This is a genomic window from Streptomyces sp. NPDC048002 (assembly GCF_040653275.1).
GTDB lineage: Bacteria > Actinomycetota > Actinomycetes > Streptomycetales > Streptomycetaceae > Streptomyces.
On sequence record NZ_JBEZNL010000033.1, the window covers coordinates 39,930 to 66,864 of the forward strand.

The 26,935-nt window shown below is 70.1% G+C and carries 25 protein-coding genes; 18 read left to right on the forward strand and 7 right to left on the reverse strand.

Annotation, left to right across the window (positions count from 1 at the left end):
• Positions 1-61: 61 nt before the first annotated feature.
• From AB0E07_RS30120 to AB0E07_RS30155, 8 genes are all read left to right on the forward strand, one after another.
• Positions 62-1,513 carry a menaquinone biosynthesis decarboxylase gene (locus AB0E07_RS30120; protein ID WP_362259126.1) on the forward strand — a complete coding sequence of 484 codons (1,452 nt, stop codon included), beginning with the start codon at positions 62-64 and terminating at the stop codon, positions 1,511-1,513.
• Positions 1,510-2,412 carry a menaquinone biosynthesis prenyltransferase MqnP gene (mqnP, locus tag AB0E07_RS30125; RefSeq protein WP_362259129.1) on the forward strand — a complete coding sequence of 301 codons (903 nt, stop codon included), beginning with the start codon at positions 1,510-1,512 and terminating at the stop codon, positions 2,410-2,412. Before AB0E07_RS30120 ends, mqnP begins: the two co-directional genes overlap by 4 nt.
• 52 nt (positions 2,413-2,464) lie before the next feature.
• Positions 2,465-3,139 carry a UbiX family flavin prenyltransferase gene (locus AB0E07_RS30130; protein WP_362259132.1) on the forward strand — a complete coding sequence of 225 codons (675 nt, stop codon included), beginning with the start codon at positions 2,465-2,467 and terminating at the stop codon, positions 3,137-3,139.
• Positions 3,140-3,212: 73 nt separating this feature from the next.
• Positions 3,213-3,668: an Lrp/AsnC family transcriptional regulator gene (locus AB0E07_RS30135; protein ID WP_362259135.1), complete on the forward strand. Its 456-nt coding sequence runs from the start codon at positions 3,213-3,215 to the stop codon at positions 3,666-3,668.
• 58 nt (positions 3,669-3,726) lie between these two features.
• Positions 3,727-4,890: an aminofutalosine synthase MqnE gene (gene mqnE, locus AB0E07_RS30140; protein WP_362259279.1), complete on the forward strand. Its 1,164-nt coding sequence runs from the start codon at positions 3,727-3,729 to the stop codon at positions 4,888-4,890.
• Positions 4,891-5,171: 281 nt separating this feature from the next.
• Complete coding sequence (locus AB0E07_RS30145) at positions 5,172-5,696, forward strand: GNAT family N-acetyltransferase (protein ID WP_362259137.1); 525 nt, start codon at positions 5,172-5,174, stop codon at positions 5,694-5,696.
• Positions 5,697-5,820: 124 nt separating this feature from the next.
• Positions 5,821-6,120: a DUF4229 domain-containing protein gene (locus AB0E07_RS30150; RefSeq protein ID WP_362259140.1), complete on the forward strand. Its 300-nt coding sequence runs from the start codon at positions 5,821-5,823 to the stop codon at positions 6,118-6,120.
• 10 nt (positions 6,121-6,130) lie between these two features.
• On the forward strand, positions 6,131-6,823 hold the full coding sequence (locus AB0E07_RS30155) for a TetR/AcrR family transcriptional regulator (protein WP_362259143.1): 693 nt from the start codon (positions 6,131-6,133) through the stop codon (positions 6,821-6,823).
• Here the strand turns inward: AB0E07_RS30155 and AB0E07_RS30160 are convergent.
• Complete coding sequence (locus AB0E07_RS30160; protein ID WP_362259146.1) at positions 6,811-7,662, reverse strand: MaoC/PaaZ C-terminal domain-containing protein; 852 nt, start codon at positions 7,660-7,662, stop codon at positions 6,811-6,813. The two genes, AB0E07_RS30155 and AB0E07_RS30160, sit on opposite strands and share 13 nt — an antisense overlap.
• A 247-nt stretch (positions 7,663-7,909) precedes the next feature.
• On the opposite strand from AB0E07_RS30160, the gene AB0E07_RS30165 reads away from it, so the two are divergent.
• Together AB0E07_RS30165 and AB0E07_RS30170 are read left to right on the forward strand one after the other, a co-directional pair.
• Positions 7,910-9,838 (forward strand): AMP-dependent synthetase/ligase, encoded by a 1,929-nt coding sequence (locus AB0E07_RS30165; RefSeq protein WP_362259149.1) that lies wholly within the window; start codon positions 7,910-7,912, stop codon positions 9,836-9,838.
• Between the two features lie 82 nt (positions 9,839-9,920).
• Positions 9,921-11,288 carry an FG-GAP and VCBS repeat-containing protein gene (locus AB0E07_RS30170; RefSeq protein ID WP_362259151.1) on the forward strand — a complete coding sequence of 456 codons (1,368 nt, stop codon included), beginning with the start codon at positions 9,921-9,923 and terminating at the stop codon, positions 11,286-11,288.
• Here the strand turns inward: AB0E07_RS30170 and AB0E07_RS30175 are convergent.
• Together AB0E07_RS30175 and AB0E07_RS30180 are read right to left on the reverse strand one after the other, a co-directional pair.
• Positions 11,252-11,521: a DUF397 domain-containing protein gene (locus AB0E07_RS30175; protein ID WP_362259154.1), complete on the reverse strand. Its 270-nt coding sequence runs from the start codon at positions 11,519-11,521 to the stop codon at positions 11,252-11,254. The genes AB0E07_RS30170 and AB0E07_RS30175 overlap by 37 nt on opposite strands.
• Complete coding sequence (locus AB0E07_RS30180) at positions 11,518-12,354, reverse strand: helix-turn-helix transcriptional regulator (protein WP_362259282.1); 837 nt, start codon at positions 12,352-12,354, stop codon at positions 11,518-11,520. The genes AB0E07_RS30175 and AB0E07_RS30180 overlap by 4 nt, the downstream gene beginning before the upstream one ends.
• A 109-nt stretch (positions 12,355-12,463) precedes the next feature.
• On the opposite strand from AB0E07_RS30180, the gene AB0E07_RS30185 reads away from it, so the two are divergent.
• On the forward strand, positions 12,464-12,898 hold the full coding sequence (locus AB0E07_RS30185) for an ATP-binding protein (RefSeq protein ID WP_362259156.1): 435 nt from the start codon (positions 12,464-12,466) through the stop codon (positions 12,896-12,898).
• A gap of 81 nt (positions 12,899-12,979) precedes the next feature.
• On the forward strand, positions 12,980-14,740 hold the full coding sequence (kstD, locus tag AB0E07_RS30190; RefSeq protein ID WP_362259159.1) for a 3-oxosteroid 1-dehydrogenase: 1,761 nt from the start codon (positions 12,980-12,982) through the stop codon (positions 14,738-14,740).
• A 116-nt stretch (positions 14,741-14,856) separates the two neighbouring features.
• On the opposite strand, the gene AB0E07_RS30195 is transcribed toward kstD, so the two are convergent.
• Together AB0E07_RS30195 and AB0E07_RS30200 are read right to left on the reverse strand one after the other, a co-directional pair.
• Positions 14,857-15,882 (reverse strand): SGNH/GDSL hydrolase family protein, encoded by a 1,026-nt coding sequence (locus tag AB0E07_RS30195; protein ID WP_362259162.1) that lies wholly within the window; start codon positions 15,880-15,882, stop codon positions 14,857-14,859.
• A 212-nt stretch (positions 15,883-16,094) separates the two neighbouring features.
• Entirely contained in the window at positions 16,095-16,298 is a 204-nt protein-coding gene (locus AB0E07_RS30200; RefSeq protein WP_003992177.1) for a cold-shock protein, read from the reverse strand.
• A gap of 282 nt (positions 16,299-16,580) precedes the next feature.
• Here AB0E07_RS30200 and AB0E07_RS30205 point away from each other — a divergent pair, with 282 nt between their 5' ends.
• Positions 16,581-17,429, forward strand: a complete 849-nt coding sequence (locus AB0E07_RS30205; RefSeq protein ID WP_362259166.1) for a menaquinone biosynthesis protein — start codon at positions 16,581-16,583, stop codon at positions 17,427-17,429.
• 18 nt (positions 17,430-17,447) lie between these two features.
• Here AB0E07_RS30205 and AB0E07_RS30210 read toward each other — a convergent pair whose 3' ends face one another.
• Complete coding sequence (locus AB0E07_RS30210) at positions 17,448-22,136, reverse strand: FtsK/SpoIIIE domain-containing protein (RefSeq protein WP_362259169.1); 4,689 nt, start codon at positions 22,134-22,136, stop codon at positions 17,448-17,450.
• A 331-nt stretch (positions 22,137-22,467) separates the two neighbouring features.
• Between AB0E07_RS30210 and AB0E07_RS30215 the strand changes: the two genes are divergently transcribed.
• The 5 genes from AB0E07_RS30215 (at position 22,468) to AB0E07_RS30235 (ending at position 26,117) form a co-directional block, all read left to right on the forward strand.
• Entirely contained in the window at positions 22,468-22,770 is a 303-nt protein-coding gene (locus tag AB0E07_RS30215; RefSeq protein WP_362259172.1) for a WXG100 family type VII secretion target, read from the forward strand.
• Positions 22,771-22,868: 98 nt separating this feature from the next.
• Complete coding sequence (locus AB0E07_RS30220) at positions 22,869-23,180, forward strand: hypothetical protein (protein ID WP_362259175.1); 312 nt, start codon at positions 22,869-22,871, stop codon at positions 23,178-23,180.
• A 2-nt stretch (positions 23,181-23,182) separates the two neighbouring features.
• On the forward strand, positions 23,183-24,499 hold the full coding sequence (locus AB0E07_RS30225) for a putative T7SS-secreted protein (RefSeq protein ID WP_362259178.1): 1,317 nt from the start codon (positions 23,183-23,185) through the stop codon (positions 24,497-24,499).
• Positions 24,499-25,194 (forward strand): hypothetical protein, encoded by a 696-nt coding sequence (locus AB0E07_RS30230; RefSeq protein ID WP_362259181.1) that lies wholly within the window; start codon positions 24,499-24,501, stop codon positions 25,192-25,194. The genes AB0E07_RS30225 and AB0E07_RS30230 overlap by 1 nt, the downstream gene beginning before the upstream one ends.
• Before the next feature lie 5 nt (positions 25,195-25,199).
• Positions 25,200-26,117: a hypothetical protein gene (locus AB0E07_RS30235; protein ID WP_362259184.1), complete on the forward strand. Its 918-nt coding sequence runs from the start codon at positions 25,200-25,202 to the stop codon at positions 26,115-26,117.
• An 83-nt stretch (positions 26,118-26,200) separates the two neighbouring features.
• On the opposite strand, the gene AB0E07_RS30240 is transcribed toward AB0E07_RS30235, so the two are convergent.
• Entirely contained in the window at positions 26,201-26,893 is a 693-nt protein-coding gene (locus tag AB0E07_RS30240) for a hypothetical protein (RefSeq protein WP_362259186.1), read from the reverse strand.
• Positions 26,894-26,935: the final 42 nt, after the last annotated feature.

Consider the following 26,935-nt stretch of genomic DNA (forward strand, 5'->3'; position numbering starts at 1 on the left):
GGGGCGCGATCACGGGCCCCAGGTACAGGGCCAGGGTAGCCGCTCGGGGATACTTGACCGCATGGCTTACGACGATCTTCGTTCCCTGCTCAGGGCACTGGAACGCGAAGGCGACCTCAAGCGCGTCAAGGCTGAGGTCGATCCGTATCTGGAGGTCGGGGAGATCGTCGACCGGGTGCAGAAAGCGGGTGGCCCGGCACTGCTCTTCGAGAACGTGAAGGGCTCCGCGATGCCCCTCGCGATGAACGTCTTCGGCACCGACCGGCGGCTGCTGAAGGCGCTCGGCCTGAAGTCGTACGCGGAGATCTCCGAGCGGATCGGCGGGCTGCTCAAGCCCGAGCTGCCGCACGGGTTCGTCGGCGTGCGCGAGGCGTTCGGCAAGCTCGGCGCGATGACCCACGTACCGCCGAAGAAGGTGAAGGACGGGCCGGTGCAGGAGGTCGTCCTGACCGGGGACGACGTCGACCTGGACGCGCTGCCCGCCCTGTTCACCTGGCCCAAGGACGGCGGCTCCTTCTTCAACCTGGGGCTGACCCACACCAAGGACCCCGAGACCGGGGTGCGCAACCTCGGCCTCTACCGGCTCCAGCGCCACGACAAGCGCACCATCGGGATGCACTGGCAGATCCACAAGGACAGCCGCAACCACTACCAGGTCGCCGCCCGGCGCGGGGAGCGCCTGCCCGTCGCCATCGCCTTCGGCTGCCCGCCCGCCGTCAGCTACGCCTCCACCGCCCCGCTCCCCGGCGACATCGACGAGTACCTCTTCGCCGGGTTCCTCGCGGGCAAGCGGATCGAGATGGTCGACTGCAAGACGGTCCCGCTCCAGGTCCCGGCGCAGGCCGAGGTCGTGATCGAGGGCTGGCTGGAGCCCGGCGAGATGCTGCCGGAGGGCCCCTTCGGAGACCACACCGGCTTCTACACCCCGCAGGAACCGTTCCCCGCGCTGAAGATCGACTGCGTGACGATGCGGAAGCGTCCGCTGCTCCAGTCGATCGTGGTGGGACGGCCCCCGACCGAGGACGGCCCGCTCGGCCGCGCCACGGAACGGTTCTTCCTGCCCCTGCTGAAGATCATCGTTCCGGACATCGTGGACTACCACCTGCCCGAGGCCGGCGGCTTCCACAACTGCGCGATCGTCTCGATCGACAAGAAGTACCCCAAGCACGCCCAGAAGGTGATGCACGCGATCTGGGGCGCGCACATGATGTCCCTGACCAAGCTGATCGTGGTCGTCGACTCCGACTGCGACGTCCACGACCTGCACGAGGTCGCCTGGCGGGCGCTGGGCAACACCGACTACGCCCGAGACCTCAGCATCGTCGAGGGCCCCGTCGACCACCTCGACCACGCCTCCTACCAGCAGTTCTGGGGCGGCAAGGCGGGCATCGACGCGACGAAGAAGTGGCCCGAGGAGGGCTACACCCGCGACGGCGGCTGGCCCGACATGGTGGAGTCGGACCCCGAGACGGCGGCGAAGGTCGACCGCCGCTGGAAGGAGTACGGCCTGTGAGCTCGGCTTCCGCAGCGCTCCCGCAGCCGGGACGCACCAAGGCGTTCCTGCGCCTGGTGATGATCGAGCACTCGGTCTTCGCGCTGCCCTTCGCCTACATCGCCGCCCTCACCGCGATGTTCCAGGCGGACGGGAACATCCACTGGGGGGAGCTGCTCCTGGTCACCGTCTGCATGGTGGGTCTGCGGACCTTCGCCATGGCGGTGAACCGGATCATCGACCGGGAGATCGACGCCCGCAACCCCCGCACGGCCCAGCGCGAGCTGGTCACCGGCGCGATGTCGGTGAAGCACGCCTGGACGGGCGCGCTGATCGCACTGGTGATCTTCCTGGGCTCGGCGGCGCTGCTCAACCCGCTCTGCCTGGCCCTCGCCCCCGTCGCGGTGATCCCGATGGTGGTCTACCCCTACGGCAAGCGGTTCACGAACTTCCCGCAGGCCATCCTGGGTCTCGCCCAGGCCATGGGCCCGATCGGCGCCTGGCTCGCGGTCACCGGCGCCTGGTCCTGGGACGCGGTCGTCCTCGGCCTCGCCGTAGGCATCTGGATCGGCGGCTTCGACCTGATCTACGCCTGCCAGGACGTCGAGACCGACCGGGAGACCGGTGTCATGTCGGTCCCGGCCCGCTTCGGCATCCCCGCCGCCATCCGGTCGGCCCGGGTCTGTCACGCCCTCACCACGGCCCTGTTCGTCTGGTACGCGGTCCTCACCGACGCGGGCGGGTTCTTCTGGCTGGGCCTGATGATCGTGGCCGGCGCCTTCGTCTACGAGCACAACATCGTCCGCCCGCACGACCTGTCCCGCCTCAACCGGGCGTTCTTCAGCGTCAACGGGTTCATCGGCATCGCCCTGTTCGTCTGCGCGCTGCTGGACCTCCTGGTGCGGGGGCTGACCGTCTGACCGTCACGTCCACCGGTACGCTCAAGATGTGAACGCAGGAGAAACGCGGCGCGTGCCTTGGATCGTGGGGGTGTCCGGAGCTTCCGGTACGCCGTACGCGGCCGCTGTGCTGCGCGCCCTGCTGGCGGCGGGCGAGAGTGTCGACCTGGTGGTGAGCAGGGCCTCGCGGCTCACGCTCCTCGACGAGACAGGGATCGCCTTCCGGGACGCGCACTGGGCGGACGACCTGCGGGAATGGCTGGCCCGCGGCGCCGACGGCAAGCCGGGCACCTTCGACGCGGACATCGCCGGGGTGCGGTACTGGGGCGCCGGTGACCTGGCGGCCGGGCCGTCCTCCGGCTCGTACCCGACCAAGGGCATGCTGATCGTGCCGGCGTCCACGGCGTGTGTCGCGGGCGTCGCGCTGGGACTGTCCAAGGACCTGTTGCAGCGCACCGCGAGCGTGACGCTGAAGGAGGGCCGCAAGCTGGTCGTCGCCGTGCGGGAGACCCCCCTGAACGGCCAGACACTGCGGCACCTGGTCACCCTCGACGACGCGGGCGCGGTGGTCGTACCGGCCTCGCCCGCCTTCTACGCCGGGGCCACCCACATCCAGGACCTGGTGGACTTCGTCGCCGGCCGGGTGCTCGACGCGGCGGGCGTGGAGCACGGGCTGTACCGGCGGTGGAAGGGCGACCTGGGCGGCGCCCGCACCCCGGACGCCGACGGCGGTGCCGGTCCCACCTGAGCATCACGCGGCGGCCGCGGTACTCATCACTTCAGGAACCCATCGACCTCTTCATCGGAAGGCTTCGAATCGCATGGACGCGGTGGACAGGCAGCTCATCCAGGCCCTGAGAGAGAACGGCCGGGCCTCCTACGCGGAGCTGGGGCGCCTCGTCGGCCTGTCGGGACCCAGTGTCACCGACCGCATCAACCGGCTGGAGGCGGCCGGGGTCATCACCGGCTACCGGGCCACCGTCGACTCCGCCTCGCTCGGCCTCGGTGTGATCGCCCTGATCGGCATCTCGCTCTCCGACGCCGCCGACCACGAGGACGTGGCCGCCCGGCTGAAGGACCTCTCGGAGATCGAGGACTGCTGGTTCATCGCCGGCGACGACTCGTACATGCTGAAGGTGCGGGCACCCGACGTCGACGGTCTGGAGAAGACCATCCGCCGGCTGAGCGGCACCAAGGGTGTCTCCCGGACCCGTACGACGATCGTGCTCTCCACGAAGTGGGAGAACCGCGTGGGCGCGCTGCCCGACGAGGTGTGACCAGGGCCGGTAGTACGGTTGACGAGCTGTCTACGAGATGTCTGAGAGAGGGATGACCATGGACGTCGGGCTCAAGCGCGAGCTGGAGCAGAAGGTCCGTTCCGGTGAGCGGCTGACCCGCGAGGACGGCATCGCGCTGTACGAGTCGGACGACCTGGCCTGGCTCGGCGGACTGGCGCACGAGGTGCGGACCCGCAAGAACGGCGACGTGGTCCACTTCAACGTCAACCGGCACCTCAACATGACCAACGTGTGCACGGCGTCCTGCGCCTACTGCTCCTTCCAGCGCAAGCCGGGCGAGAAGGACGCGTACACGATGCGCATTGAGGAGGCGGTGAAGCTCGCCAAGGCGATGGAGTCGGAGCACCTCACCGAGCTGCACATCGTCAACGGCCTGCACCCGAACCTGCCGTGGCGCTACTACCCGCGTTCGCTGCGGGAGCTGAAGGCGGCCCTGCCGGACGTCTCCCTGAAGGCGTTCACGGCGACGGAGATCCACCACTTCGAGACGATCTCCGGTCTCTCGGCCTCCGAGATCCTCGACGAGCTGATCGACGCGGGTCTGGAGTCGCTGACCGGCGGCGGCGCGGAGATCTTCGACTGGGAGGTCCGGCAGCACATCGTGGACCACCGCACCCACTGGGAGGACTGGTCCCGGATCCACCGCCTCGCGCACGAGAAGGGTCTGAAGACCCCGTGCACGATGCTCTACGGCCACATCGAGGAGCCCCGGCACCGGGTCGACCACGTGCTGCGGCTGCGTGAGCTCCAGGACGAGACGAACGGCTTCCAGGTCTTCATCCCGCTGCGCTACCAGCACGACTTCGTGGACGTGCAGGACGGCAAGGTGCGCAACCGGCTCCAGGCGCGGACGCAGATGGCGACGGGGGCGGAGGCGCTGAAGACCTTCGCGGTCTCGCGGCTGCTCTTCGACAACGTGCCGCACGTCAAGGTGTTCTGGGTGATGCACGGTGTGCAGACGGCGCAGCTCGCGCTTCAGCACGGTGCGGACGACATGGACGGGTCGGTCGTCGAGTACAAGATCACGCACGACGCGGACAACTACGGCACGCCGAACAAGCTGACGCGTGAGGATCTGCTGGACCTCATCCGCGACGCGGGCTTCCGTCCCGTGGAACGGAACACGCGCTACGAGATCATCCGCGAGTACGAGGGCCCCGACGCGGCGCGTCGCGAGTCCCCCCAGCCGATGAGGCTCTGACGCCGCGCCTCACCTGCGGCCCGGTGGGGGCTCGTCGCGCAGTTCCCCGCGCCCCCAAAAAAACGAACGGTCGCACGTCGGCTGCGGGCCGGCGGTGGCCGATCGCGCAGTTCCCCGCGCCCCTAAAAACAAGCGCCCGCACCCGGGGGCTCTTTTAGGGGCGCGGGGAACTGCGCGACGAGCCACCACCGGCCCGCAGCCGGGCTTCTCAGGGGCGCGGGGAACTGCGCGATCGGCCACATTCCGCCCGCACCCGGCGATGTAAGGGCTACCATGCAGATGTGGCCCTTACCTTTACTCTCGACCCCGTCGTGGATCCGGCCCTCAGGGACGGCGTCCTCGGACTGTGGGCGGACGTGTCCAACGCCGGCGGCTCCGTCGGATTCGTACCCCCCGTCACCCCCGAAGCGATCCGCCCGGAACTGCTGAAGCACCTCACCGCCATGACCGAGGGACGAACCCGCCTCCTCGTGGGCCACGACGAGGACGGCCAGGTCGCCGCCACCGCCTTCCTCACCTTCAACACCCACCGCCTGATGACCCACTGGGTCTGGCTGTACACGGTGATGGTGCACCCCCGCCACCAGGGCCGCGGCTACGGCCGCGACCTGATGAGCGCCGCCGCCGAGGCCGCCCGCCGCTTCGACGGCATCGAGGCCATCCGCCTCACCTGCCGCGGCGGCCAGGGCCTGGAGAACTTCTACGGCTCCTGCGGCTACAAGGAGGTCGGCCGCATCCCGGACGCCATCCGCGTAGCCCCCGGCGACGACCGCGACGACGTCATCATGCTGCTCCCGCTCGACTGAGCCCCCGAGTGGGCCCCCGACTGGGCCCCCGGCAGAGCCCTCGGCAGAGCCCCGCCCCCAAGATCGTGCACCCGGCATGCTTCACTGGATGCCGCCCCTTTTGGAATCGGAAGACTGGATTGAGATGCTCCGCTACACGCTGATGCGCCTCGGGATCTTCGTGGGCTGCCTCGTGGTCGTCTGGGGCCTCGTCTACTCCGGTCTCGCCCCGCGCGGCCTCGGCGACTCCAACGGCATGTGGATCGTGCTGCTCGCCCTGCTGATCTCCGCCCCGATCAGCTTCGTCGCGCTGCGCAAGGAGCGCGACCGCGCCTCCGTGCGGATCGTCGAGCGGGTCGACCGGGCGAAGGCCAACCTGGAGGCGAACCGCAGCCAGGAGGACGTCGCCGACGACTCCGCACGGGCGCAGGGGCAGACGTCCTAGTCTTGCCCCCATGGGTGCAGTGAAGACCAAGCGGATGCCGCGCGCGGTCCGTGAACAGCAGATGCTGGACGCCGCCGTGCGGACCTTCGGCAGACGTGGCTACATGGCCGCCTCGATGGACGAGATCGCCGAACTCGCCGGTGTCTCCAAGCCGTTGGTCTACCTGTACCTGAACTCCAAGGAAGACCTCTTCACCGCCTGCATCCGCCGCGAGGCCCAGGCGCTGACCGCGGCCGTGCGCTCCGGAGTCTCCACCGACGCGCCCGCCGACCGCCAACTCTGGGACGGTCTGCGGGCGTTCTTCACGCACACCGCGCAGAACCCGGACGGCTGGTCCGTCCTGCATCTCCAGGCCCGCACCCACGGCGACGTGTTCGCCGCCGAGGTGACCGTGATGCGCGAGGACATCGCCGGGTTCGTCACCCAGTTGATCCTCGCCGCGGCCCGCGACGCCGTTCCCCAGCCGGGACTGCGTTCCTGCGCGGGAACCCCGGAGGGCCCCGGCCTCGCCGAGCAGGACGCCGCCGGTCTCGCCGAGGCCCTCGTGGGCGCCGCCGAGTCGCTCGCCGACTGGGCCAACGCCACCCCCGGGGTCACCGCCCGCCAGGCCGCCGCGACCCTGATGAACTTCGCCTGGGCCGGCCTGGGCAACCTGATGGACGGCCGCCCCTGGACCGCCCCCGAGGAACCTCAGGCCGGATAGACCCCGCCCCGCACATGCGCCCGGCCGCCGTCCGGCCCGCGCAGCTCGAACCGCTCGCCGAGCGCCGCGTACGTCACCGTGCCGGGCAGCGGAAGCGGTGCCCGGAACTCGGCCCGCACCCGGGCCGCGTCCGGCACCCCGTGGGCGGCGAGGCACCGCGCGACCGTCCACATGCCGTGCGCGATGGCCCGGGGAAAGCCGAACAGCCGGGCGGTGAACGGGTGGAGGTGGATCGGGTTGCGGTCCCCGGAGACCGCCGCGTACCGCCGCCCCAGGTCCCCGCCCAGCCGCCACTCGGCGACCGCGGGCAGCGGCTCGGGCAGCGGCTCGGGCTCGTCCGGCGCAGCCGCAACGGCCCCGGGTGCCGCGGTCCGGTGCCGGGCCAGATACGTGCTCGTCGACTCCCACACCACCTCCGAGTCCGCCCGCGCCTCCGTGACGACGGACGCCTCCGTGCCCCGCCGGTGCGGTGCCAGCCCGGCCACGCGCACGGAGAGGTCGAAGGAACCGGTCGCCGGGATCGGCCGCCACCGGGTGATGCCGATCGAGGTGTGCACCAGCCCCAGCAGCGGCAGCGGGAAGTCCCGTCCGCTCATCAGCCGCATGGCCAGCGGGAACCCCAGCACATGCGGATAGGTGACGGGCAGCGCGTCCTGGCCGGTGGGGAAGCCGCACATCCGCTCGTAGGCGGCGAGCCGCGCCAGGTCCACGCGGAGTCCGGGCAGGGTCAGCGGCGCGCGGGGGAAGTCGGCCTCGGCGTGCGGTCGCTTGAACGGGGAGAGCAGGGCGCCACGGGCGAACACCGGTCCGAGGGACGGGGGTTGGGTCAGCTCGGTCATCTGGTGTCTCCCTACTCCTCCAATTGCTTACTCCGCAGTAAGGTTACCGGAGGTAAGCGTGCGCGCACGACGCGAACCTGAATGACCCTCGGGTTACCCCCGAGGTTGCACAGCCCCACCTCCCGACCCTCTCCGAACACGCACAGCCTCCACACGTGAGCCCCGTACGATCCCCTCTCTAACCGGCGGTAACCCCTTTCCCGCACTCGGGGAGCCGTCCGTGATCGCCGCGCCAGGAGCCGCCCCCGTGTCCACGTCACTGCCGTCCTTCGCCGCGTCCGCCGCCTTCGACGACGCTCCCGCGCCCGTGCTCGTGCAGCCCGAGACCCGACGGCTGGACGGAGCCGTCCGGGAGGCGTTCGTCCCGCCGTTCGCCCCGCCCGTCTCCCACGGCTCGCTCGGCGACCTGCCCTTCGACAACGCCGTCGCCGTCCCGGACAAGGTGCTCCTCAGCCGCCGCGCGGAGCAGGGCCGTTGGACGGACGTCACGGCGGTCCGGTTCGCCGAGGAGGTGCTCGCGGTGGCCAAGGGGCTCATCGCCGAGGGCCTCATGCCGGGCGACCGGATCGCGGTCATGGCCCGGACGACGTACGAGTGGACGCTCCTCGACTTCGCCGCCTGGGCCGCCGGTCTGGTGACCGTCCCCGTCTACCCGACCTCCTCCGTCTTCCAGACCCGCTGGATCCTCCAGGACTCCGGCGCCGTCGCCCTGGTCACCGAGACGGTCGCGCAGGCCGCCGCCCTCGGCCCCGAGCGCGAACGCCTCCCCGACCTCCACCACCTGTGGGTCATGGAGAAGGGCCATGTGGAGCACCTCGCGGAGGCCGGCACCCAACTCCCGGACCAGGAGGTCGAGATCCGCCGAGGGATGCTCGGCCCGGACACCCTCGCCACCCTGATCTACACCTCCGGCACCACCGGCCGCCCCAAGGGCTGCGCCCTCACCCACGGCAACTTCTTCGCCGAGGTCGACAACGCCATCGAGCTGCTCTACCCCGTCTTCAAGTCCCGCACCAGCGAGGAGGTCTCCGTCCTCCTCTTCCTGCCGATGTCCCACGTCTTCGGCCGGATGGTCGCGGTGGCCTGCGTGCGGGCCCGGGTCCGGCTCGGCCACGCGCCCAGCCTCCAGGCCGAGGACCTCCTCTCCGACCTCGCGGCCTTCCGCCCCACCTGCCTGCTCGCCATCCCCTACATGCTGGAGAAGGTCTACAACTCCGCCCGCGCCAAGGCGGAGGAGGGCGGCCGGCTGACCATGTTCGACCGGGCCGCCGCCATCGCCGGACGCTACGGCGAGGCCGTCGAGGCCAAGCAGCACGGCACCGGTTCCGGCCCCGGCCGCGCCCTGGCCATGGCCCGCGCCTTCTACGACCCGCTCGTCTACCGGCGGCTGCGCAACGCCATGGGCGGCCGCGTCCGCTACATCATCTGCGGCGGCTCCCCGCTCGGCCGTCGCCTCGCCGCCTTCTACGCGGGCGCGGGCATCGAGGTCTACGAGGGCTACGGCCTCACCGAGACCACCGCCGCCGCCACCGTCACCCCGCCCCTCAAACCCCGTCTCGGCACGGTCGGTTGGCCGCTGCCCGGCACCCGGGTCCGGATCGCAGCGGACGGCGAGGTCCTGATCTCCGGCGAGCAGGTGCTGCGCGGCTACTGGGACCCGGCGGCCGGGGGAGTGGTCCCCGCCGCCGTCGACGGCTGGCTGCACACCGGCGACATCGGCGAACTCGACGACGAGGGCTACCTCAGCATCACCGGCCGCAAGAAGGAACTGCTCATCACCGCCGGGGGCAAGAGCGTCGCCCCCGCCCCGATGGAGAACTGGCTGCGCTCGCACCCCCTGATCTCCCAGGCCCTCGTCCTCGGCGACCGCCGCCCCTACGTCAGCGCCCTGATCACCCTCGACATGGAGGGCGTCAGCCACTGGCGCCGCATGAACGGCCGCCACCCGGTCCCGGCGGAACTCCTGCTGGACGACGACGACTTGATGGCCATCCTCCAGCGCGCGGTGGACGAGGCGAACAAGCTGGTCTCCCGCCCCGAGTCGATCCGCAGGTTCGCCGTCCTACCGGTCGACTTCACGGAGGCGGACGGCCATCTCACCCCGTCCATGAAGCTGCGCAGGGAGCAGATCATGACGGACTTCGCCGAGGAGATAGAGGCGCTGTACGCCGGCTGATCACGGGTTCGAATCGGCGTACAACCTTCCCCCACCCTCGTGGGTCTCCTCGTCGCCAGTCACAGATCATCGCAGGAGACGCATGTTCACGCGCAGCACCGTTCGCCTGGCGCTGGCCACGGCCACGGCCGCCTCCCTCACCGGCGGACTGCTCACCCTCTCCGTGGGCGCCGCCCACGCGGCCACCCCGGCGAAGTACGCCGACGACTTCAACGGCGACGGCTACCGCGACTTCGCCGCCGCGGGCTTCGGCCAGTTCACGGTGACCTACGGCACGTCCAAGGGTCCCGGCACCACCAGCAAGACCTTCACCCAGGCCACCGCCGGCATCCCCGGCACGGCCGGTGACGCGGGCGGCTACGCCGACGCCTTCGGCGAGGACGTCGCCGCCGCCGACTTCAACCGCGACGGCTACGCCGACCTCGCCGTGGCCGACTTCACCGAGAAGGTCAGCGGCAAGGTCAGCGCGGGCGCCGTCACCATCGTGTGGGGCTCGAAGTCCGGCCTCACCGGCACGGGCGCCCTCCGCCTCAAGATCACCGCCAGCTCCCACCGCGGCTTCGGCAAGCAGATCGAGGCCGGCGACTTCAACGGCGACGGCAAGGCCGACCTCGCGGTCGCCGACGCCATCGACGGCGTCCGCATCTACCGCGGCGGCTTCTCCAAGTCCGGTACGACGGGCTCGGTCACCAAGCACGTCCCGAACTCCCTGCTCGCCCCCGCGGGCCTGGTCGCCGGCAAGGTCACCAAGGACGGCGCGACCGACCTGTTCCTGCTCGGGCAGGGCTACCGCGACGACAAGTTCACCTCGGAGGCCTGGTTCCTCCGCGGCGGCTCCACGATCAAGCCGGGCAAGGTCACCGTCTACAACAGCAACGGCTACGACGAGCCGACCGGTGTCGTCGCCGACTTCAACAAGGACGGCTACGGGGACCTCGCGGTCGGCGACTCGGCGTACAACAGGTTCGCCGGTTCGGTCGTCGTCTGGCGGGGCGGAAGCACCGGCCCGACCACGAAGTACCGCGTCACGCAGTCCACTTCGGGCGTGGCCACGGCCGCCGTGAAGGGCGAGGGCTTCGGCCGCACCGTCTCCGCCGGTGACACCAACGGCGACGGCTACGCCGACCTCGCGGTCGGCGTCCCGTGGGAGACGGTCAACTCCGTGGAGAACGCGGGCGGCGCCCACGTCCTGCGCGGCTCCAAGTCCGGCCTCACCGGCACCAACTCGCAGTGGTTCACGCGCGCCACGGCGGGCGTCCCCGGCAGCCCGACCGACTTCGGTACCTTCGGCACCCTGGTCCGCCTCCGCGACATCGACCGGGACGGGGACAAGGACCTGGTGGTCTCACCGGACTGGTACGGGCCGAGCGTGCTGCTGCCGGGCACGGGGTCCCGGATCACCGGAACCGGCGCTCAGGAAGTGAACCTCGTGGCGTCGTTCAGGGAGTAACCCGAGGCGAGGAAGGCAGCCCAGGCGGCGGGGGCGAGCGTGACGTGGCCTCCGGCGGGGTTCTTGGAATCACGGAGGTGGATGTGCGTGGGGGTCTTGGCGACCTCCACGCACTGGCCGCCCTCGCCGCTGCTGTACGTGGACTTGCGCCAGGTGTAGGCGACTTCGAGGCATTCACCGCCCTCGCCGCTGCTGTAGCTGGACTTGAACCAGGTGAGCTGCTCTGCGTTCATAGCTCCTCCAGCTTCTGCTCGATCAACTTGCGCGTCTCCGAAGGGGAGAGCGCCATCGCCCGCATGATCCCATAGCGGTCGGCGATCTTACGGACGTCCTCGGGATCGGTGATCAGCCGAGGAAAGCCCTGGGCTTCGGTGTAAGCCACCTGGCCGTGCCCCTTGGGGACCAACAAGTTGAACGCGCTGTCCAGGTTGGGATGTTCCTGTCGCCGAGTCGGCATGACCTGAATCTCGACGTTCCTCATGCCACCGAAGCGGAGCAGGTTCGCCAACTGGTTCTTGAAGATGTCAGGCCCACCGATCGGCCGGTCAAGCAGTACCTCTTCGAGTACGTAGCTCACGATGGGTGGCGGCCAACGGTCGAAGACCTGCTGCCTTGAGAGCCGGTCGGCGACTCGTTTCTGGATGGTTTCCTCGCTCAGGAACGGCCGACGCTGGCGAAAGACGGCCTGCGCGTACGGCTCCGTCTGCAACAGCCCAGGCAGCGCCTGATTGGCATAGACGTGCAGCTCGACCGCCTCCGCCTCCAACCCCGCGTAGTCCCGATACCACTCGGGGTGCCTTGTCCGAGCCGTCGACATCGCCTCCCGTACCTCCGGGACGACCTCCCGCAACAGGCCCCCGGCGTCGAGGAGTTCGTCCGCCTTCACCAACAGCTCGGGCTGTGGCGTCCGTACGCCCCGTTCCATCGCGGAGATCGCGTCGGGCCCGTACCCCACCAGCCCCCCGAACTCCTTCTGTGTCAGCCCCTTGCGCTCGCGCAGGACCTTGATCTGCTTGCCGAGTGCGACGAACAACCCCGTCGCGCCCCCGTTCTCGCTCACCCGCATCGCCTCCCGTCCGACGGCTCGCACACCGCACGCTCCGGCGTCGTACAGATACCCAGCGTCGTTGTGTCTCCCCTGGTCAGGGTAGAGAGAACCCGCCACGCTCGGTGAGGTGAACGCCGAAATCATCACCCCCACCGCCGAACTGGCGCAGCGCATCGCGGCCACCCCGAGGGGTGCCCGCGCGGCCCGACATCTCACCCTCCGGCAACTGGCCGCCTGGGGATTCGCCGAGGACGGCGAGGTCAGCGCGGCGGCGCAGCAGATCGTGGCGGAGCTGGCGGCCAATGCCGTGACCCACGGCCGGGTGTCCGGCCGCGCCTTCGAGATGCGTCTGCTGCTGTTCCCGGAGGGCACTCTGCGTATCGAGGTGAGTGACGCGCGGGGCGACCGGAAGCTGCGCTACGTGACGGACCCGGAGGGGGAGGGCGGCCGGGGCCTGATCCTGGTGTCGCTGCTCGCGCGGGCGTGGGGCGTGACGGAACGGACCGTCGGCAAGACGGTGTGGGCGGAGATCGGTACCGGTCGAGCGGTGAACGGCGCTTGACTTCACAAGACCGTCGCGACACATTCCGAGTTCTGACGCATCGTCAGCGATTTGGTTCCCGTGACGCCGGAGCGGCCTGCCATGACCACGAGCCAGTCACCCACCCGCAGACGGGTCCTCACCACCGCGACCGCCGTCGGCGCCGGCCTGGCGCTGGGTCAACAGCGCGCGTCGGCAGCCGACTTACCCCTCCTCGGCACCTACGACGTGGTGGTCGTCGGTGCCGGGGCCGCCGGGATGACCGCCGCTCTGACCGCCGCCCGCCAGGGCATGTCCTGCGTGGTCCTGGAGAAGGCCCCCACCTTCGGCGGTTCGGCGGCACGCTCGGGTGCCGGGATCTGGATCCCCAACAACTCCGTGATCCTCGCCGCGGGTGTCCCGGACACGCCCGCGAAGGCCGCCGCGTACCTCGCGGCGGTGGTCGGGCCCGAGGTGTCCGCCGCCCGGCAGGCCGCGTTCCTGGCCCACGGCCCGGCCATGCTGTCGTACGTCATGGCCCACAGTCCGCTGCGCTTCCGCTGGATGGACGGGTACAGCGACTACTACCCCGAGCTTCCCGGCGGCCTCCCGGGCGGCCGGTCCGTCGAGCCCGACCAGCTCGACGGGAACGTCCTCGGCGCCGAACTGGCCCGGCTGAACCCTCCGTACATGGACGTGCCCGCCGGCATGGTCGTCTTCAGCGCCGACTACAAGTGGCTCGCGCTCGCCGCGGTGAACGCCAGAGGTGCCGCCGTGGCCGCCGCCTGTCTGGCCCGGGGCGCGAAGGCGGCGGCGCTGGGGCAGAAGCCGCTCACCATGGGGCAGTCCCTCGCGGCGGGCCTGCGCGCGGGGCTGGCCTCGGCGGGGGTGCCGGTGTGGCTCTCGACGCCGCTCACCGACCTCCTGGTGGAGGCCGGCGCCGTCACGGGCGCGGTGGTCACCCGCAGCGGCTCCGAACCGGCTCTGGTGCGTGCCCGCAAAGGGGTGATCGTGGGCTCCGGCGGCTTCGAGCACAACGCGGCCATGCGGGCCCGGTACCAGCGCCGGCCGATCGGCACGGAGTGGACGGTGGGCGCGAAAGAGAACACGGGAGACGGCATCCAGGCGGGTGAACGTGCGGGCGGCGCCCTGGACCTGATGGACGACGCCTGGTGGGGCCCGGCGATCCCCCTACCGGGTCAGCCGTACTTCTGTCTCGCCGAGCGCACCCTTCCGGGTGGGCTGCTGGTGAACGGGGCGGGCGCCCGCTTCGTCAACGAGGCGGCGCCGTACAGCGACGTCGTCCACACCATGTACGACCAGAACCCCACGGACCCCGCGATCCCGGCCTGGCTGATCGTCGACCAGAACTACCGCAACCGCTACCTCTTCCGGGACGTGCTGCCCACGCTGCCCTTCCCGGACGGCTGGTACTCCTCGGGCGCCGCCCACAAGGCGTGGACCTGGGACGGCCTGGCGGGGTCGATCGGAGTGCCCCCGGCCGCCCTGCGCGCCACCGTGGACCGCTTCAACTCCCACGCCCTCCGGGGCAGGGACCCCGACCATCACCGAGGCGACAGCGCCTACGACCACTACTACACGGACCCGGCGGTCCTGCCGAACTCCTGTCTTGCCCCGCTCTGGCTGCCGCCGTTCCACGCCTTCCGGATCATGCCCGGTGACCTGGGCACCAAGGGCGGCCTGCGCACGGACCCCCAGGCCCGGGTGCTGCGCCCCGACGGCACGCCCGTGCCCGGCCTGTACGCGGCGGGCAACGCCAGCGCCGCCGTCATGGGCCACAGCTACGCGGGCGCGGGCTCGACCATCGGCCCGGCGATGACGTTCGGCTACATCGCGGCGAAACACCTGGCCGGCACCCTCTGACGGGCCCTGGAGAAGACGGTGCGGGCGGGGATCGGCACGGGACGACGCGGTCCGGCGCGGTCCGGCAGGCGACGCTCCGGACTCGCCATCGCCTGCCGGACCGCAGTCCGTCCCGCCTAGCCGTTGAGGATCCGCTCGACCGAGTTGGCCACCTGACCGGCCTGGATGTCACGCCCCTTCTCGTTGGGGTGGGCGTACCAGGGGAGCTGGCCGTCGAAGAGCTGGGAGGGCTCCACCAGTCCGCCGATGCCCCGGTCGGCGCCGTCACACGCCGTGTTGGTGCCGGTCTGGGCGTAGAGGTCGACGAAGTGGGCGCCGCCCTCGGCGTCGGTGGCCACCTTCTGCATGACGTCGTTCAGCCGCTTCTGGATCCGATCCAGGACCGGCAGGGCGTCCTGCGGGATGTCGACGAACGGCAGCTCCGTCTGGCCCGGAGCCGCCGTCAGGCACTTGGTGGCGTCCTCGGGCACGAGCCGGGGGTAGCCGACCAGGACGCGCTTGGCGTCGGGGGAGAAGTAGCCGATGCGCTCCAGTACGTGCTCCAACTCGGCCCCGACCCGCTCAAACTGCCCGTCCAGCCACGCCTTCCCGTCCCCGGACTCGAAGAACTCGGCGCAGGCGGCGGCCGGTACGTCTCCGTCCACCGGCTCCCCCGGCAGCAGGGCGTGCTCCTGGCCCCGGAGCCTGTCGGAACACTGCTTCATGATGCGGGTGAAGCCCAGCGTGTTCCCGCCCAGGCTGCCCACGGCCAGCTGAGTGTCGAACTTGAGCGCGTTCTGCTGCGGCGGGACCGTCCCGGTGAGCGGCAGCCGTTGCTCCTCCCAGAAGTGGTGCGCGAGGGCGCCTCCGCAGGACACGTCCGACTGGACGTCGAGCGTGATGTCCTTGTCCGCGAGGAGCCGGGTGGCGACGGCGGGGTAGTTCTCCTTCGCCTGGAAGCAGAACGTCCTGTCGCCCTCCTGGACGGGGGCGATGCCGAAGTTGGCGGTGTAGGAGTCGCCGAAGAAGACGGTCGGTACGGGGTCGGCGGCGGGTGCCGCGCCGGCGCTGCCGGCCGGGCCGGCGAGCGCCAGGCAGCTGCCCAGCGCCACGGCCGCGGCGGTCAGCCGCCGGACCATCGGGGATTTCGTCGACCTGTGCATGACCGAAGACATGGATGTGCCCTGTCGTCCGGGCCCCGGGGGAGGAGGCCACCAGTGAGAACACTGCGTGATCATGCATATGCGAAGAGTGATGGTCAAGTGCATATGCCTGGCGGCGCCGGGCGGGCCGGAAAAGGCAGGAGCCCCGTCGCCTTGCGGCGCGGGGCTCCTTGGGTACTGCTCTCAGTTCCGGATCAGAGACGAGGATCGCCTCAGACGGGGGTGACGTTCTCCGCCTGCGGGCCCTTCGGGCCCTGGGTCACGTCGAAGGAGACCTGCTGGTTCTCCTCCAGCGAACGGAAGCCGCTCGCGTTGATCGCGGAGTAGTGGACGAAGACGTCGGGGCCGCCGCCCTCCTGGGCGATGAAGCCAAAGCCCTTTTCGGCGTTGAACCACTTCACGGTTCCGGTAGCCATAAGCCCTCCTTGGGCCCAAAGGGTTGCCCTGCTCCAGAACCTGCAAGTGTGAGAGCAAATGCCGCACTGCATACGTCTGAAAACGACTAGAGCCCGCGGTTACATGCTCCGCAGGCTCTGTACTGCAAGGGAAACCAAACTGCAACTTGCGGCGAGCCTAGCACGCGGGCAGCCGAAAGCAATAGAGGTCAAGATCACGTCACCCGGACGTTTGAAGGGTCGAAATCGCTTGACGTCGGGGCCGGAGTCTGGAGCGTACCCCAAAGGGTCTAGCCTCGCGATGTGGACAATTCTCGCACCCGGCCGCGCGTCGGCCACATCCAGTTCCTGAACTGCCTGCCCCTGTACTGGGGGCTCGCGAGGACGGGCACGCTCCTCGACTTCGAGCTGACGAAGGACACCCCGGAGAAGCTCAGCGAGAAGCTGGTGCAGGGAGACCTCGACATCGGGCCCATCACCCTGGTCGAGTTCCTCAAGAACGCCGACGACCTCGTCGCCTTCCCCGACATCGCTGTCGGCTGCGACGGACCGGTCATGTCGTGCGTGATCGTCTCGCAGGTACCGCTGGACCGGCTGGACGGCGCCCGCGTCGCCCTCGGCTCCACCTCCCGCACCTCGGTGCGCCTGGCCCAGCTGCTGCTCGCCGAGCGCTTCGGCGTACGGCCCGACTACTACACGTGCCCGCCCGACCTCAGCCTGATGATGCAGGAGGCGGACGCGGCCGTACTGATCGGCGACGCCGCCCTGCGCGCCAACCTGCACGAGGGCCCGCGCTACGGCCTCCAGGTGCACGACCTCGGCGCGCTGTGGAAGGAGTGGACCGGCCTGCCCTTCGTCTTCGCCGTATGGGCCGCCCGCCGCGACTATCTGACCCGCGAGCCGGTCATCACCCGCCGGGTCCACCAGGCGTTCCTGGAGTCCCGCAACCTCTCCCTGGAGGAGGTCGGCAAGGTCGCCGAACAGGCGGCCCGCTGGGAGGAGTTCGACGAGGGCGTCCTGGAGCGGTACTTCACCACCCTGGACTTCCGCTTCGGCGGCCCCCAGCTCGAAGCGGTCGCGGAGTTCGCCCGCCGGGTCGGCCCCACGACGGGCTTCCCGGCGGACGTGAAGGTGGACCTGCTCCAGCCGTGAAGGCGTGGCGGCCGGGCGTCAGCCCGGGACGACCACCGTCCGCAGCTCGCCGTCGCCCAGGTGCAGCATGCCCTTGCCGGGCACCGCCTGGCCGCCGACCATGCTCCGGTTGAGCCGGACGCCGATCAGCTCCCCGCTGGAGGACTCCTGCGGGGAGAGCAGGATGCCGCGCCGTGCCTTCTTGGCGTCGACCTGCCAGCCCGAGAAGCCCGAGCAGACGTCCTCCTCGTCCCCGGCGATGACCAGGGCGAGACCGCGCTCCGCACCCCGCGAGACGATCTTCTTCATCTGCTTCTCGGCGTCGCAGTCCTCCAGGATCTCGCCGTCGTCGATGAGCACGACGACGGGGTTCTCCACCGACGGCTCGGCGTCGTCGATCAGCTCCTCGAAGTCGTCCTCGTCGATGTCGTCGCCCGTGTAGACCTTCAGCACGCCCTCCACGCCGTCCAGCGTGCGCAGCGGCGACTGACGGGGAGCGGCCACGACCAGCCGCGCGCCCTGCTTGAGGAAGGACTGCGCGAAGTTCATCAGGACCGTCGAGCGGCCCGACTTCGCCGGGCCGGCGATCACGAACGACGGGACGCCCTGGGAGAGATCGGGGCCGAAGCCGATGATCTCGTCGCCGCCGATACCGGCCAGCGCGAACAGCTTGGAACCCGACAGATCCGGGTCGCGCATCTCCCACGCCTCGTCGAAGGAGATCCGGCTCGGCAGGCTGTCCACCCGGAACGGCCGCCTGGAGCGCGGCACCTCACTGTCCCGTGCCGCGGCCTCCTCGCCGATCGCCCCCAGCGCCGCCGCCTGGCCCTGACCGGTGGTGTCCTCCGCGAGCAGCGCGAACTGCGTCTCGGTACCCGACTCGTTCTTGAAGGCACGGCCCGGCGGGATCTCCTCGGGCACCTTGCGCGCCGGGATGCCCAGCATGGAGAAGTCGCTGCGGTCGGAGAGCCGCAGACCGTACTTCTCCTCCGTGAGCGTCGCGATCCGGCCCACCAGCAGCGTCCGGTCACCGGTCAGGACCAGGTGGATGCCGACGCTCGCGCCCTCGCGCATCATCGTCTGCAACTCGTCGGTCAGCGCGCCGTGGTCGACCTCTCCGAGGGTGGGCACCCAGCCCTCCCACCGGTCGAGCAGCACCACGATGTGCGCCAGCCGCTCCTCCTCGGCGACCGCCGCCCGCTGCTCGCCGATGTCCGCGAAGCCCTTGTCGGCGAGGACGTTCTGCCGGCGGTCCATCTCGCCCTTGAGCCGGTTGACGAGCCGCACCACCCGCTCGGTCTGGTTGCGGCTGACCACCGCGCCGACGTGCGGCAGCCGGGTCAGCGCGTTCAGGGCGCCGTTCCCGCAGTCGATGCCGTACATGTGCACATCGGCGACCGAGTGCGTACGGGCCAGCGAACCGGCGATCGTGCGCAGCAGTTGCGAACGGCCGCTGCGCGGGGCGCCGCCGATCATCAGATGTCCGAAGCCCGCGAAGTCGATGGCGACCGGGCGCCTCGCCTGCGACGCCGGGAGGTCCTCCACGCCGAAGGGCGCCGGGGCCAGCCTGCCCGGCGCGGGCGTGAACGCGGGCGCCGGGACCTCGTCGAGCAGCAGCTGCTCGTCCAGTGCCGGCAGCCACGGGCTGTGCTGCGGCGGGATGCCGAGCGAGCTGTTGGCGTCGCGGATCGTGTCGACCAGCACCTTCAGGTCGGTGATCTCCTCGTCCTCGCGCGACTCGGCCTTGGGCTTCGCCAGCGCCGCCCGCCCGAGGTCCTCCCAGGCCAGCGAACCTACCCACGGCATCAGCACCGCGGGATCGGCGGCACCGGGGCGGCGGCCACCGACGCGGCCGGACTGGAACGGCACGAGCGAGGCATGGCCGAGCCGGACGTACGCCCGGCCCGGGGTGCTCTTGGAGATGTGCCCGGCCTCGGGGGAGTCGATGACGTCCGTCGACTCGCCGCCGTCCGTCACGCGCAGCGCGATACGCAGGTTGGTGTTGGCGCGGATCTCGGGCGAGACGACACCCGAGGGCCGCTGGGTGGCGAGGAGCAGGTGGATGCCGAGGGAACGCCCTCGCTGGGCGATGTTGACGAGGCCGGTGACGAAGTCGGGCAGGTCGCGCACCATCGAGGCGAACTCGTCGATGACGATGAGCAGTCGGGGGACCGGCTGGTGGCTCGGGTCCCGGCGCACCAGATCCTGGTAGTCCTCGATGTCCTTCGCGTCCGCGTTCGCCAGGATGTGCTCCCGTCGGTGCAGTTCGGCACCCAGCGACTCCAGCGCCCGCTCCACCAGGTGGGCGTCGAGGTCGGTCACCATGCCGACCGTGTGCGGCAGATGGACACAGTCCTTGAACGCCGCGCCACCCTTGTAGTCGACGAGGACGAAGGTCATGTTCTCCGGGGTGTTCGCCACGGCCAGCGCCGCGACGATCGTCTGGAGCAGCTCGGACTTACCGGAACCGGTGGTGCCGGCGATCAGTCCGTGCGGACCGTCCTTGCGGATGTCGATACCGAAGGCACCGTCGTAGGACTCGCCAATGACGGCCATCGTCGACTGGCCGCCGGTCCGCCAGCGGGCCACGATCGCGTCGCTGGTCGGCGGTTCCAGTTGGAGCACGTCCAGCAGGCGGCTCGCGCCGGGCAGCGCCGAGTCCTCCGTCTCGCCGCTGATGTCCCGCAGCGAGGACAGCGACCGGGCGAGCCGCAGACACCAGGACGCCGACACGAAGTCCGGCCGTACGTCCTTGCGGCGCTCGGCGCCGGCCTCCTCCACCCGCAGCCGCAGCTTGTCCGGCTCCCGTGCCTGATCGGGCTCGGGCGCGGTCTGGTGCCAGGCCTGGAAGGAGGGGAAACCGCCCTGAGCCGCGGGTTGTTGAGCAGCGGGCCGGTGCGGCTGCCCGTGCCCCTGCCCGTACTCCTCGGTCTTCGGCTCGGCCACCACGTACGCCTGGCACTCGCCCGGCAGGAAGCGTTCCTCCGCGTCCAGGCAGAGCGCGAACATCGACACGGCCGGTCCCTCACGCAGCAGCCGCACCACACCGGGCAGCGAACGCAGCCGCCGTGAGCCGTCCCAGACGACCACGATGTCCGGGTCGGCGAAGCTCGTCCCCTGGGCGCGGTTCTGCTCGGCGGCCTTCTTGCGCGCGTCGAGGATCTGTGTCAGCTCACCGATCCGGGCGCCCACGGTCTCGGCGTCGGTGCCGATGAGGACGTTGATCTCCTGGCCGGTGGACGGCCGGGCGTGCGGAAGCCACCGCACCCAGTCCCAACTGTCCTGCGCCGTCTGCTCACTGAGCACGTAGAACTGCACGTCCATCGGGCTGTGCAGCGCGGCGAACTGGGCGACCGCCCAACGCCCCATGGCCCGCGCGGAGTCCCCGGGGCCGGCCATGCCGACGACACCGAGACCACGCAGGTTCAGCGCGACGGGAGCGTCCTCGATCTTCCAGGTGACCTCGCGCTTGTGGTCGTCCTGCTCGGGGTCGTCGAGGATCACCTCCGAGGGCAACTGGCCGGTGCCGACCCGCAGCAGCAGATGGTCGCGGTCGGTGCGGCGCCGCTCCCAGAGCCGGGTGCGCGGGCCGGTGCCGAGCGACAGCACGGTCGCCGGGTCGGGAATGGCGTGCCGCCGGTCGTCGCGTTCGACGACGAGGGCGTCCTGCGCGTCCTGCTCGATCCGGGCCTTCTGCTCCTCGTACTCCTTGACCTGCTTCGCGTGCGACTTACGGCCGTGCTTCTTGTCGTTGTAGTAGTTCGCGAAGAGCAGGATCGGGCTGAGGCCCGCCATGATCAGGTAGTACCAGCGCCCGAAGACCATCACGGCGACGACGGCGCCGACCAGCGGGGTGAGCGCCATCAGCCAGGGCAGCGGCCGGGCCTCGTACTCGCGCGGCTGGGAGGGCAGCCGGAACCGGGTCTGCCGCTCCGGGGGCCGCAGCCGCGGCGGCCGGTTGTAGTCCAGGCCCACACCGTCCTCGGACCACTTCAGCGCGGCGTTGGGCGGGGTGTAACGGGTCAGCTCTATCAGGGAGTTGCCAAGGGCGAACTGTCCGCCGAAGCGCCAGATGTCCGGGTCGGCGGGGGGCGTCGGCTCCGGGACGGCCGCTGCCTCCGCCTCCGCCTCCTTCTTCCTCTTCCGCCGGCGCTTCTTCTTCTCTTCCTTCTTGTCGTCCTTGGGATTGAGGACGTCGTCGACGGGCGTGCCGTCGAGGAAGACCCCCTCGTGCTCCCCGTGCACCTTGAACCGGCAGGTGCCGTCGGTGGCGACGGAGAGGGTCAGGGCGCGGGCGTCGATCTCGGGGTCGTCGATCCGCAGATGACTGGCGGCACCGCTGCCGATGTCGTACCGCCCGACCCCGAGCCGGTGCACGGACCCCGCGGCCGGCCCGCCCACGATCCGCAGCTCGACCAGCCCGCCCGGCTCACCGGGCAGACACCCGGCGGGATCCTGGAGGCTGACCACCGCGCCTTCCCGCAAAGGGGAGTTGGGCACGGTGGCGGCCGGGTCGACCGCGTACCCGTCGACGTACAGCAGAGGCGCGTTGTTGCCGGGCACCCGCTGCGGCTGCTGCCCGATGGGAATGACCTGCGCGCCGCTGTGCCCGACCTGCTTGGCCAGCTCCTGCGCGATGTCCCCCATCGTGGACTCAGGATCCGCATCGAGTACGACGTCGGCGGTGCCCCCGCCGAACGGGTCGACGACGGTCAGAGTCAGGCGCACGTCTCTTGTCCTCCCCGCTGCCCCCGTGACCGCTTCCACAACGCAGGTCACAGCTGGAAGCGACGATATCCGCTGGGGACGGAGCACGGACAGCGGGAGCGGCGGGCCTTCCCGATGGCAACGCGACCACCACAAGCCTGTTACGAGCTCACGACGCCATGTTCGCAAAGCCGGGATGTGACACCTCAAGTCTCGCAAGTAGGCTGCTGCATCGAGAGCGGACGATCACACCGGATGTCACACGCGAGTTGGGGCGAACCGGTAACTGTCGGTCCGCAAACAGGGAGCCACGGGGGTTGGCCCTGCGGCGTTTTGAAGAGGGAGCAGCTTCATGGCCAAGGACCTTGATGTCACATATCAGGACATGCGGGATGCTGCCAAGCATGTCGTGAAGGAGAAGGAGCGGCTCCAGGAGAAGCTCGACGGCCTGAAGAAGTACATCAACAACCTGGTCGAGTCGGGCTATGTCACCAAGAGCTCCTCCAAGGCGTTCGACGAGAACTTCACGGAGTTCGTGCAGGGTTCGAAGGACACCCTGGACGGCCTCGACGGCATGGGGGACTACCTGACCATGGCCGCCGAGAAGTTCGAGCAGATCGACGACGAGCTGGCCAAGCAGGCTCGGGGCAAGTGAGGTTCGTCGGCTGACGGTTGTCCAGTGGCGCGGCGGCGGCCCGGATCGGGCTCCCGCGCCACTGGGAGCAGCACGGAACGGGCACAACGGGGGGCGTAATGAGTGATCTGGCGGCCGACTACGCGACGCTGAACCGCGTCAGACACAATCTCGACCACATAGCCGAGCTGATGAAGAAGCCGGGCCGGGAGATGGAAGACGTCACCGGCGACGCCATGGGCGTGCCGGAACTCGCGCGGCGCATGGACGACTTCGGCGACGAGTGGTCCTACGGCATCAAGCAGTTGACGAAGTTCTCGGAGAAGGCGTCGAAGGCACTGCTGAAGGTCAAGGAGTCCTTCGAGAAGTTGGACGACGAGCTTGCCGAGGCGAACAGGAACCAGGGCAAGGGCAAGGGGAGCGGGAAGTAGTCGTGGCCGAGGCGATACTGGAGAACTTCCCGGCCCTGGGATTCGTACCCTGCCCCGGTGATCACACCGTGGCCGACGACGTGGCCAGGACGGTCCGCGGGACGGCCAAGGCACTCGTGGAGATCTGCCAGGTTCTGCACGGTACCGGCGTCGGTGACTGGGAGGGGAAGGCCGCGGAGGCCTTCCGGGAGAAGTTCGACGACGAGTTCCGGCCGCGCATGGACGACGCTCGCGACTCCTTCCGTGACGCGGCGACCGCCCTGGAGGACTGGGCGGATTACATGGAGCGCAAGCAGGCGGCCGCCGAACGGCTGGAGGCTCAGGCCGCCACGGTCAACGAGCAACTCGGCAAGGCGTACGACAAGGCCGACAAGCTCAACGGCGCCGACGACAAGGAGAAGGACGCCGAGGACCACAAGGACAAGGTCCAGGACGCCAACCGTGCGGTGAACACCAAGGAACTGGAGCTGGAGGAACTCCGCCGCAAGGGACGCACCATGGCGGGGGACTACCGGGAGTACGGCAAGGAGATAGCCGAGCGCCTGAAGAAGGCCATGGACATCGCTCCGAACGAGCCCGGTATGTGGGACAAGCTGGGGGACGCCATCGCGGACCTCGGCAAGGCGCTGGCCGATCTGCCGGGGCAAGTCGGTGAGGTCCTCTCCGCCGTCGGCGACTGGATCAAGAGCCACGCGGACTGGATCACGGTCGCGGCCTCCGTCATCGGTGTCATCGCCATCTTCTGCCCGGTGCTGGCCCCGCTGGCCATCGGGCTGAGCGCCGTCGCGCTCTTCGCCCACGCGGCGGCGTATGGCGTGAAGGGGCTGTTCCCGCCCACCGGGGCGAACATCGGCAACTGGCTCACCCTGGGCGGCGACGCACTCGGCATGATTCCCGGCGTCGGTGCCGCGAAGGCCGGAATCACGGCCGGTCTCAAGGCCGGCCGGGGCGCCGGCGGTGTCGTCGCGGGCACCAGGGTCGGCATCAGGACCGGGTCCACGGTGGCGAGAAACGCGATGAAGGCGGCGGACCCGGTGGCCGCGGTGATCGACAAACCGATCATGGCGGCCGCCACCAAGCTCGGCGTCTCCCGCGGCGCCGCCCTGACCACCACGGAGGGCGTGCAGGCCGCGGCGCAGCTCGCATGGACGGCGCCCACCGCGATCAACGCCTACGAGACGAGTACCGGTCGCTACGACGCCGCCACCTGGGGAACCGGCGTGGGCAACATCGCCACCGGTGCGGGCGGCGGCAGGTTCGGCGGGCTGGTGGCTGTGGGCAGCGCGGTCGGCCTCGGAGCCTGGGAGCTGACGGACTGATGACCTCGACCGCGACCCCGATCGCCCCCGTCGACGTACCCGACCTCTGGTTCGAGCTGCCGCCGGGATTCATGGAGTTCGACCTGGCCGAGGACTCCGAGGCGCGCGTGCTGCGCATGGCGGACGTGGCGGACGGCCTCTTCGCCGACGCCACTCCGGAGCAGAAGCTCAGCCTCGTGGCGTCGAGCGAGTACATCCTGCAGACGATGATCGCGGCAGGTGCCGAGCACGTGTCGAGCTGCCTGCTCCGCATGCCCGGCGACCAGCTGTCCCAGGGCACGTTCTACGTCATGATCGAGCGCCCGGAAGCCGGTCCGCGGAACCAGGACAGGCAGGGGGCCGCGAAGCGTACGGCGGTCCAGTGGCGGGGGCTGTACCCGGACGCCGAGGTCGGCCTGGTGATGCTGCCGTACGGTATCTCGGCCCTGTGCATCCGCGATCAGGACCTGCTGATTCCCGGCGTGCTCCTCGGGCTGGACGACCCCGTACCCGCCACGGTCCGGCAGGTGCAGTTCTGTCTGCCGCTGAAGACCGGACCAGGGTCGGCCCTCTTCGTCTTCATGACCCAGGACATCGAACACTGGGCCGAGTACCTTGACGTGCTCAGCGGCATCATGAAGTCGGTCTCGGCGGACGAACCGAGCGGAGAGCGTCTTCCGGAGGCCTGGGTACCCCATCGCGGAGGAACGGAGTGACAGGCATGAGCGATGCTGTGCGAGCGGCAGACGACGAGACCGGCCGACGGCGTTCCCGGTCTCCCGTTCTGCTGTCGGTCGGTATCGGCTGCTATGTGCTCGCCGTGATCGCGGGAATGTACGTGCTCGCGGACCACACCGGCCTCGTCGTTCAGATTCCCCTGTGGGCGGTCCACGCGGTTCTGCTCGTCCTGCTGATCCGAAGGCTCGGAGCCAAGGAGTCCAGCACGTACGCGGCGCTGACCGTCGTGATCCTGTCCGCCATGTCGATGGTCGTCGCCGACCTGGCCCGTGACGACCTCACCCTGCAACAGAGGGGCGAGCAGGTCGCCGTCACGGTGGTGAGTGAACGGCTCGATCCGGCCGAGGGCCGTAAGGGCCGCCACTCCTACTACACCCTTGAGCACGAGGACGGGACCCGAGTGCCGGGGCCCGAAATGGAGACGACCTCCGACCTCTACGACGTCGGTCAGGAGCTGACGGTCGTGGAGGACCCGGAAGGCGAACTCCGCCCCAGGACGCCCGGCGAGGCGGATGCCACCGGCGAAGCGCTCGGTTCCGGCGCGCTGGCTCTGGGGGCACTCGGTTCCGTCGCCTGGATGACCTGGCGCGGGTCGGACGCCGCGCGGCGCCGGGACGAGCGTGGGAAGCAGGGGCCCGGGGCGGGAAAGAAGGCGTACAAGGCCGTCGTCGGCGATCACTCCACGCGGGAGGAACAGGAAGAGAAGCTGCGCGAGGCCCTGCGTACCCACCCCGCCGACAGGCGTGGCTACATCAAGGTGCTGCCCGAGGAATACCCGGACCTCACTCACGGCCGTGCCGCCCGGGTCGCCTGGGAGACGGGTCTCAAGGCGGAGGCCGTGGGGAACCGGGGCTCGTGGCGTTTCAAGGAAACGGTGATCGAGGCGGTACCGCATGACTGAGGAGGTGAGGCGGTACCGCATGACTGGGGAGGCGAGACGGTACGCCCCCTCGCGGGGCGCCCCGCCGCACCGGCCTTGCGGGTTCAGCCGGTGGTGCGCGAATTCCGGAGCACGTGCATGTGGAGCTCGCTGCGGAGTTCCTCCGTGTCGACGCGCAGCCAGGATCCGTCCCGGAAACGGATGAGCAGGATCCTGGTCTCGAATTCGCCGGAGAAGGGGTCGACCAGGCTCGCCTCGGCGGCGGGGATACGGGCGACGATCTGCATGTGCTTCTCGCGTCCCGTGCTGACCCGCTGCGGTGGAGCCGCCAGGGCTATGCCGTCCGGGGTCGCCAGAAGCAGTCGCTGAGGGTGGGTGGAGTGGGTGTACCAGCGCAACAGGAACTGCCCGGCACCGCCGTTCCAGTCGCCGTCGAAGACCTTGTCCAGGCCCTGTTCGGCGATCATGGCGTCCCGGCGCTTCTCCGCGTCCTTCTTGGCCCGCCTGCTCTCCTTCTCCTCCTTCGAGTCCAGGGCCCGTTTGATCGCCTCCTCGGCCTTGGACAGCGGGATCAGGATCAGGATCACGGGAAGGAACACCACCCAGAGCACCTTGCCGAGCGCCGTGCCGATCAAGGCCAGCGGGCCCAGTCGGGCGGGGCGCAGGGGTGGGTTGCCGGCGGCCTGGAGGACGTCCGCCGGAGGCTCGGGGATCTTGTCGATCCAGGACCACTCTCCCGCTTCGACCGGGATGCCGAGGCGGTCCGAAAGCACGCGGTGCTTGTCGTTACGTGTCACGTCAGGACTCTCCTCGTCGGCGCTCGGCGGCCCTTGTCGGCC

Coding starts and splice junctions, on each gene's coding strand:
- AB0E07_RS30120 (WP_362259126.1), top strand. CDS start 62: ATGGCTTACGACGATCTTCGTTCCCTGCTCAGGGCACTGGAACGCGAA.
- AB0E07_RS30135 (WP_362259135.1), top strand. CDS start 3,213: ATGGACGCGGTGGACAGGCAGCTCATCCAGGCCCTGAGAGAGAACGGC.
- mqnE (WP_362259279.1), top strand. CDS start 3,727: ATGGACGTCGGGCTCAAGCGCGAGCTGGAGCAGAAGGTCCGTTCCGGT.
- AB0E07_RS30150 (WP_362259140.1), top strand. CDS start 5,821: ATGCTCCGCTACACGCTGATGCGCCTCGGGATCTTCGTGGGCTGCCTC.
- AB0E07_RS30155 (WP_362259143.1), top strand. CDS start 6,131: ATGGGTGCAGTGAAGACCAAGCGGATGCCGCGCGCGGTCCGTGAACAG.
- AB0E07_RS30160 (WP_362259146.1), bottom strand. CDS start 7,662: ATGACCGAGCTGACCCAACCCCCGTCCCTCGGACCGGTGTTCGCCCGT.
- AB0E07_RS30170 (WP_362259151.1), top strand. CDS start 9,921: ATGTTCACGCGCAGCACCGTTCGCCTGGCGCTGGCCACGGCCACGGCC.
- AB0E07_RS30175 (WP_362259154.1), bottom strand. CDS start 11,521: ATGAACGCAGAGCAGCTCACCTGGTTCAAGTCCAGCTACAGCAGCGGC.
- AB0E07_RS30180 (WP_362259282.1), bottom strand. CDS start 12,354: ATGCGGGTGAGCGAGAACGGGGGCGCGACGGGGTTGTTCGTCGCACTC.
- kstD (WP_362259159.1), top strand. CDS start 12,980: ATGACCACGAGCCAGTCACCCACCCGCAGACGGGTCCTCACCACCGCG.
- AB0E07_RS30195 (WP_362259162.1), bottom strand. CDS start 15,882: ATGCACAGGTCGACGAAATCCCCGATGGTCCGGCGGCTGACCGCCGCG.
- AB0E07_RS30200 (WP_003992177.1), bottom strand. CDS start 16,298: ATGGCTACCGGAACCGTGAAGTGGTTCAACGCCGAAAAGGGCTTTGGC.
- AB0E07_RS30215 (WP_362259172.1), top strand. CDS start 22,468: ATGGCCAAGGACCTTGATGTCACATATCAGGACATGCGGGATGCTGCC.
- AB0E07_RS30220 (WP_362259175.1), top strand. CDS start 22,869: ATGAGTGATCTGGCGGCCGACTACGCGACGCTGAACCGCGTCAGACAC.
- AB0E07_RS30230 (WP_362259181.1), top strand. CDS start 24,499: ATGACCTCGACCGCGACCCCGATCGCCCCCGTCGACGTACCCGACCTC.
- AB0E07_RS30235 (WP_362259184.1), top strand. CDS start 25,200: ATGAGCGATGCTGTGCGAGCGGCAGACGACGAGACCGGCCGACGGCGT.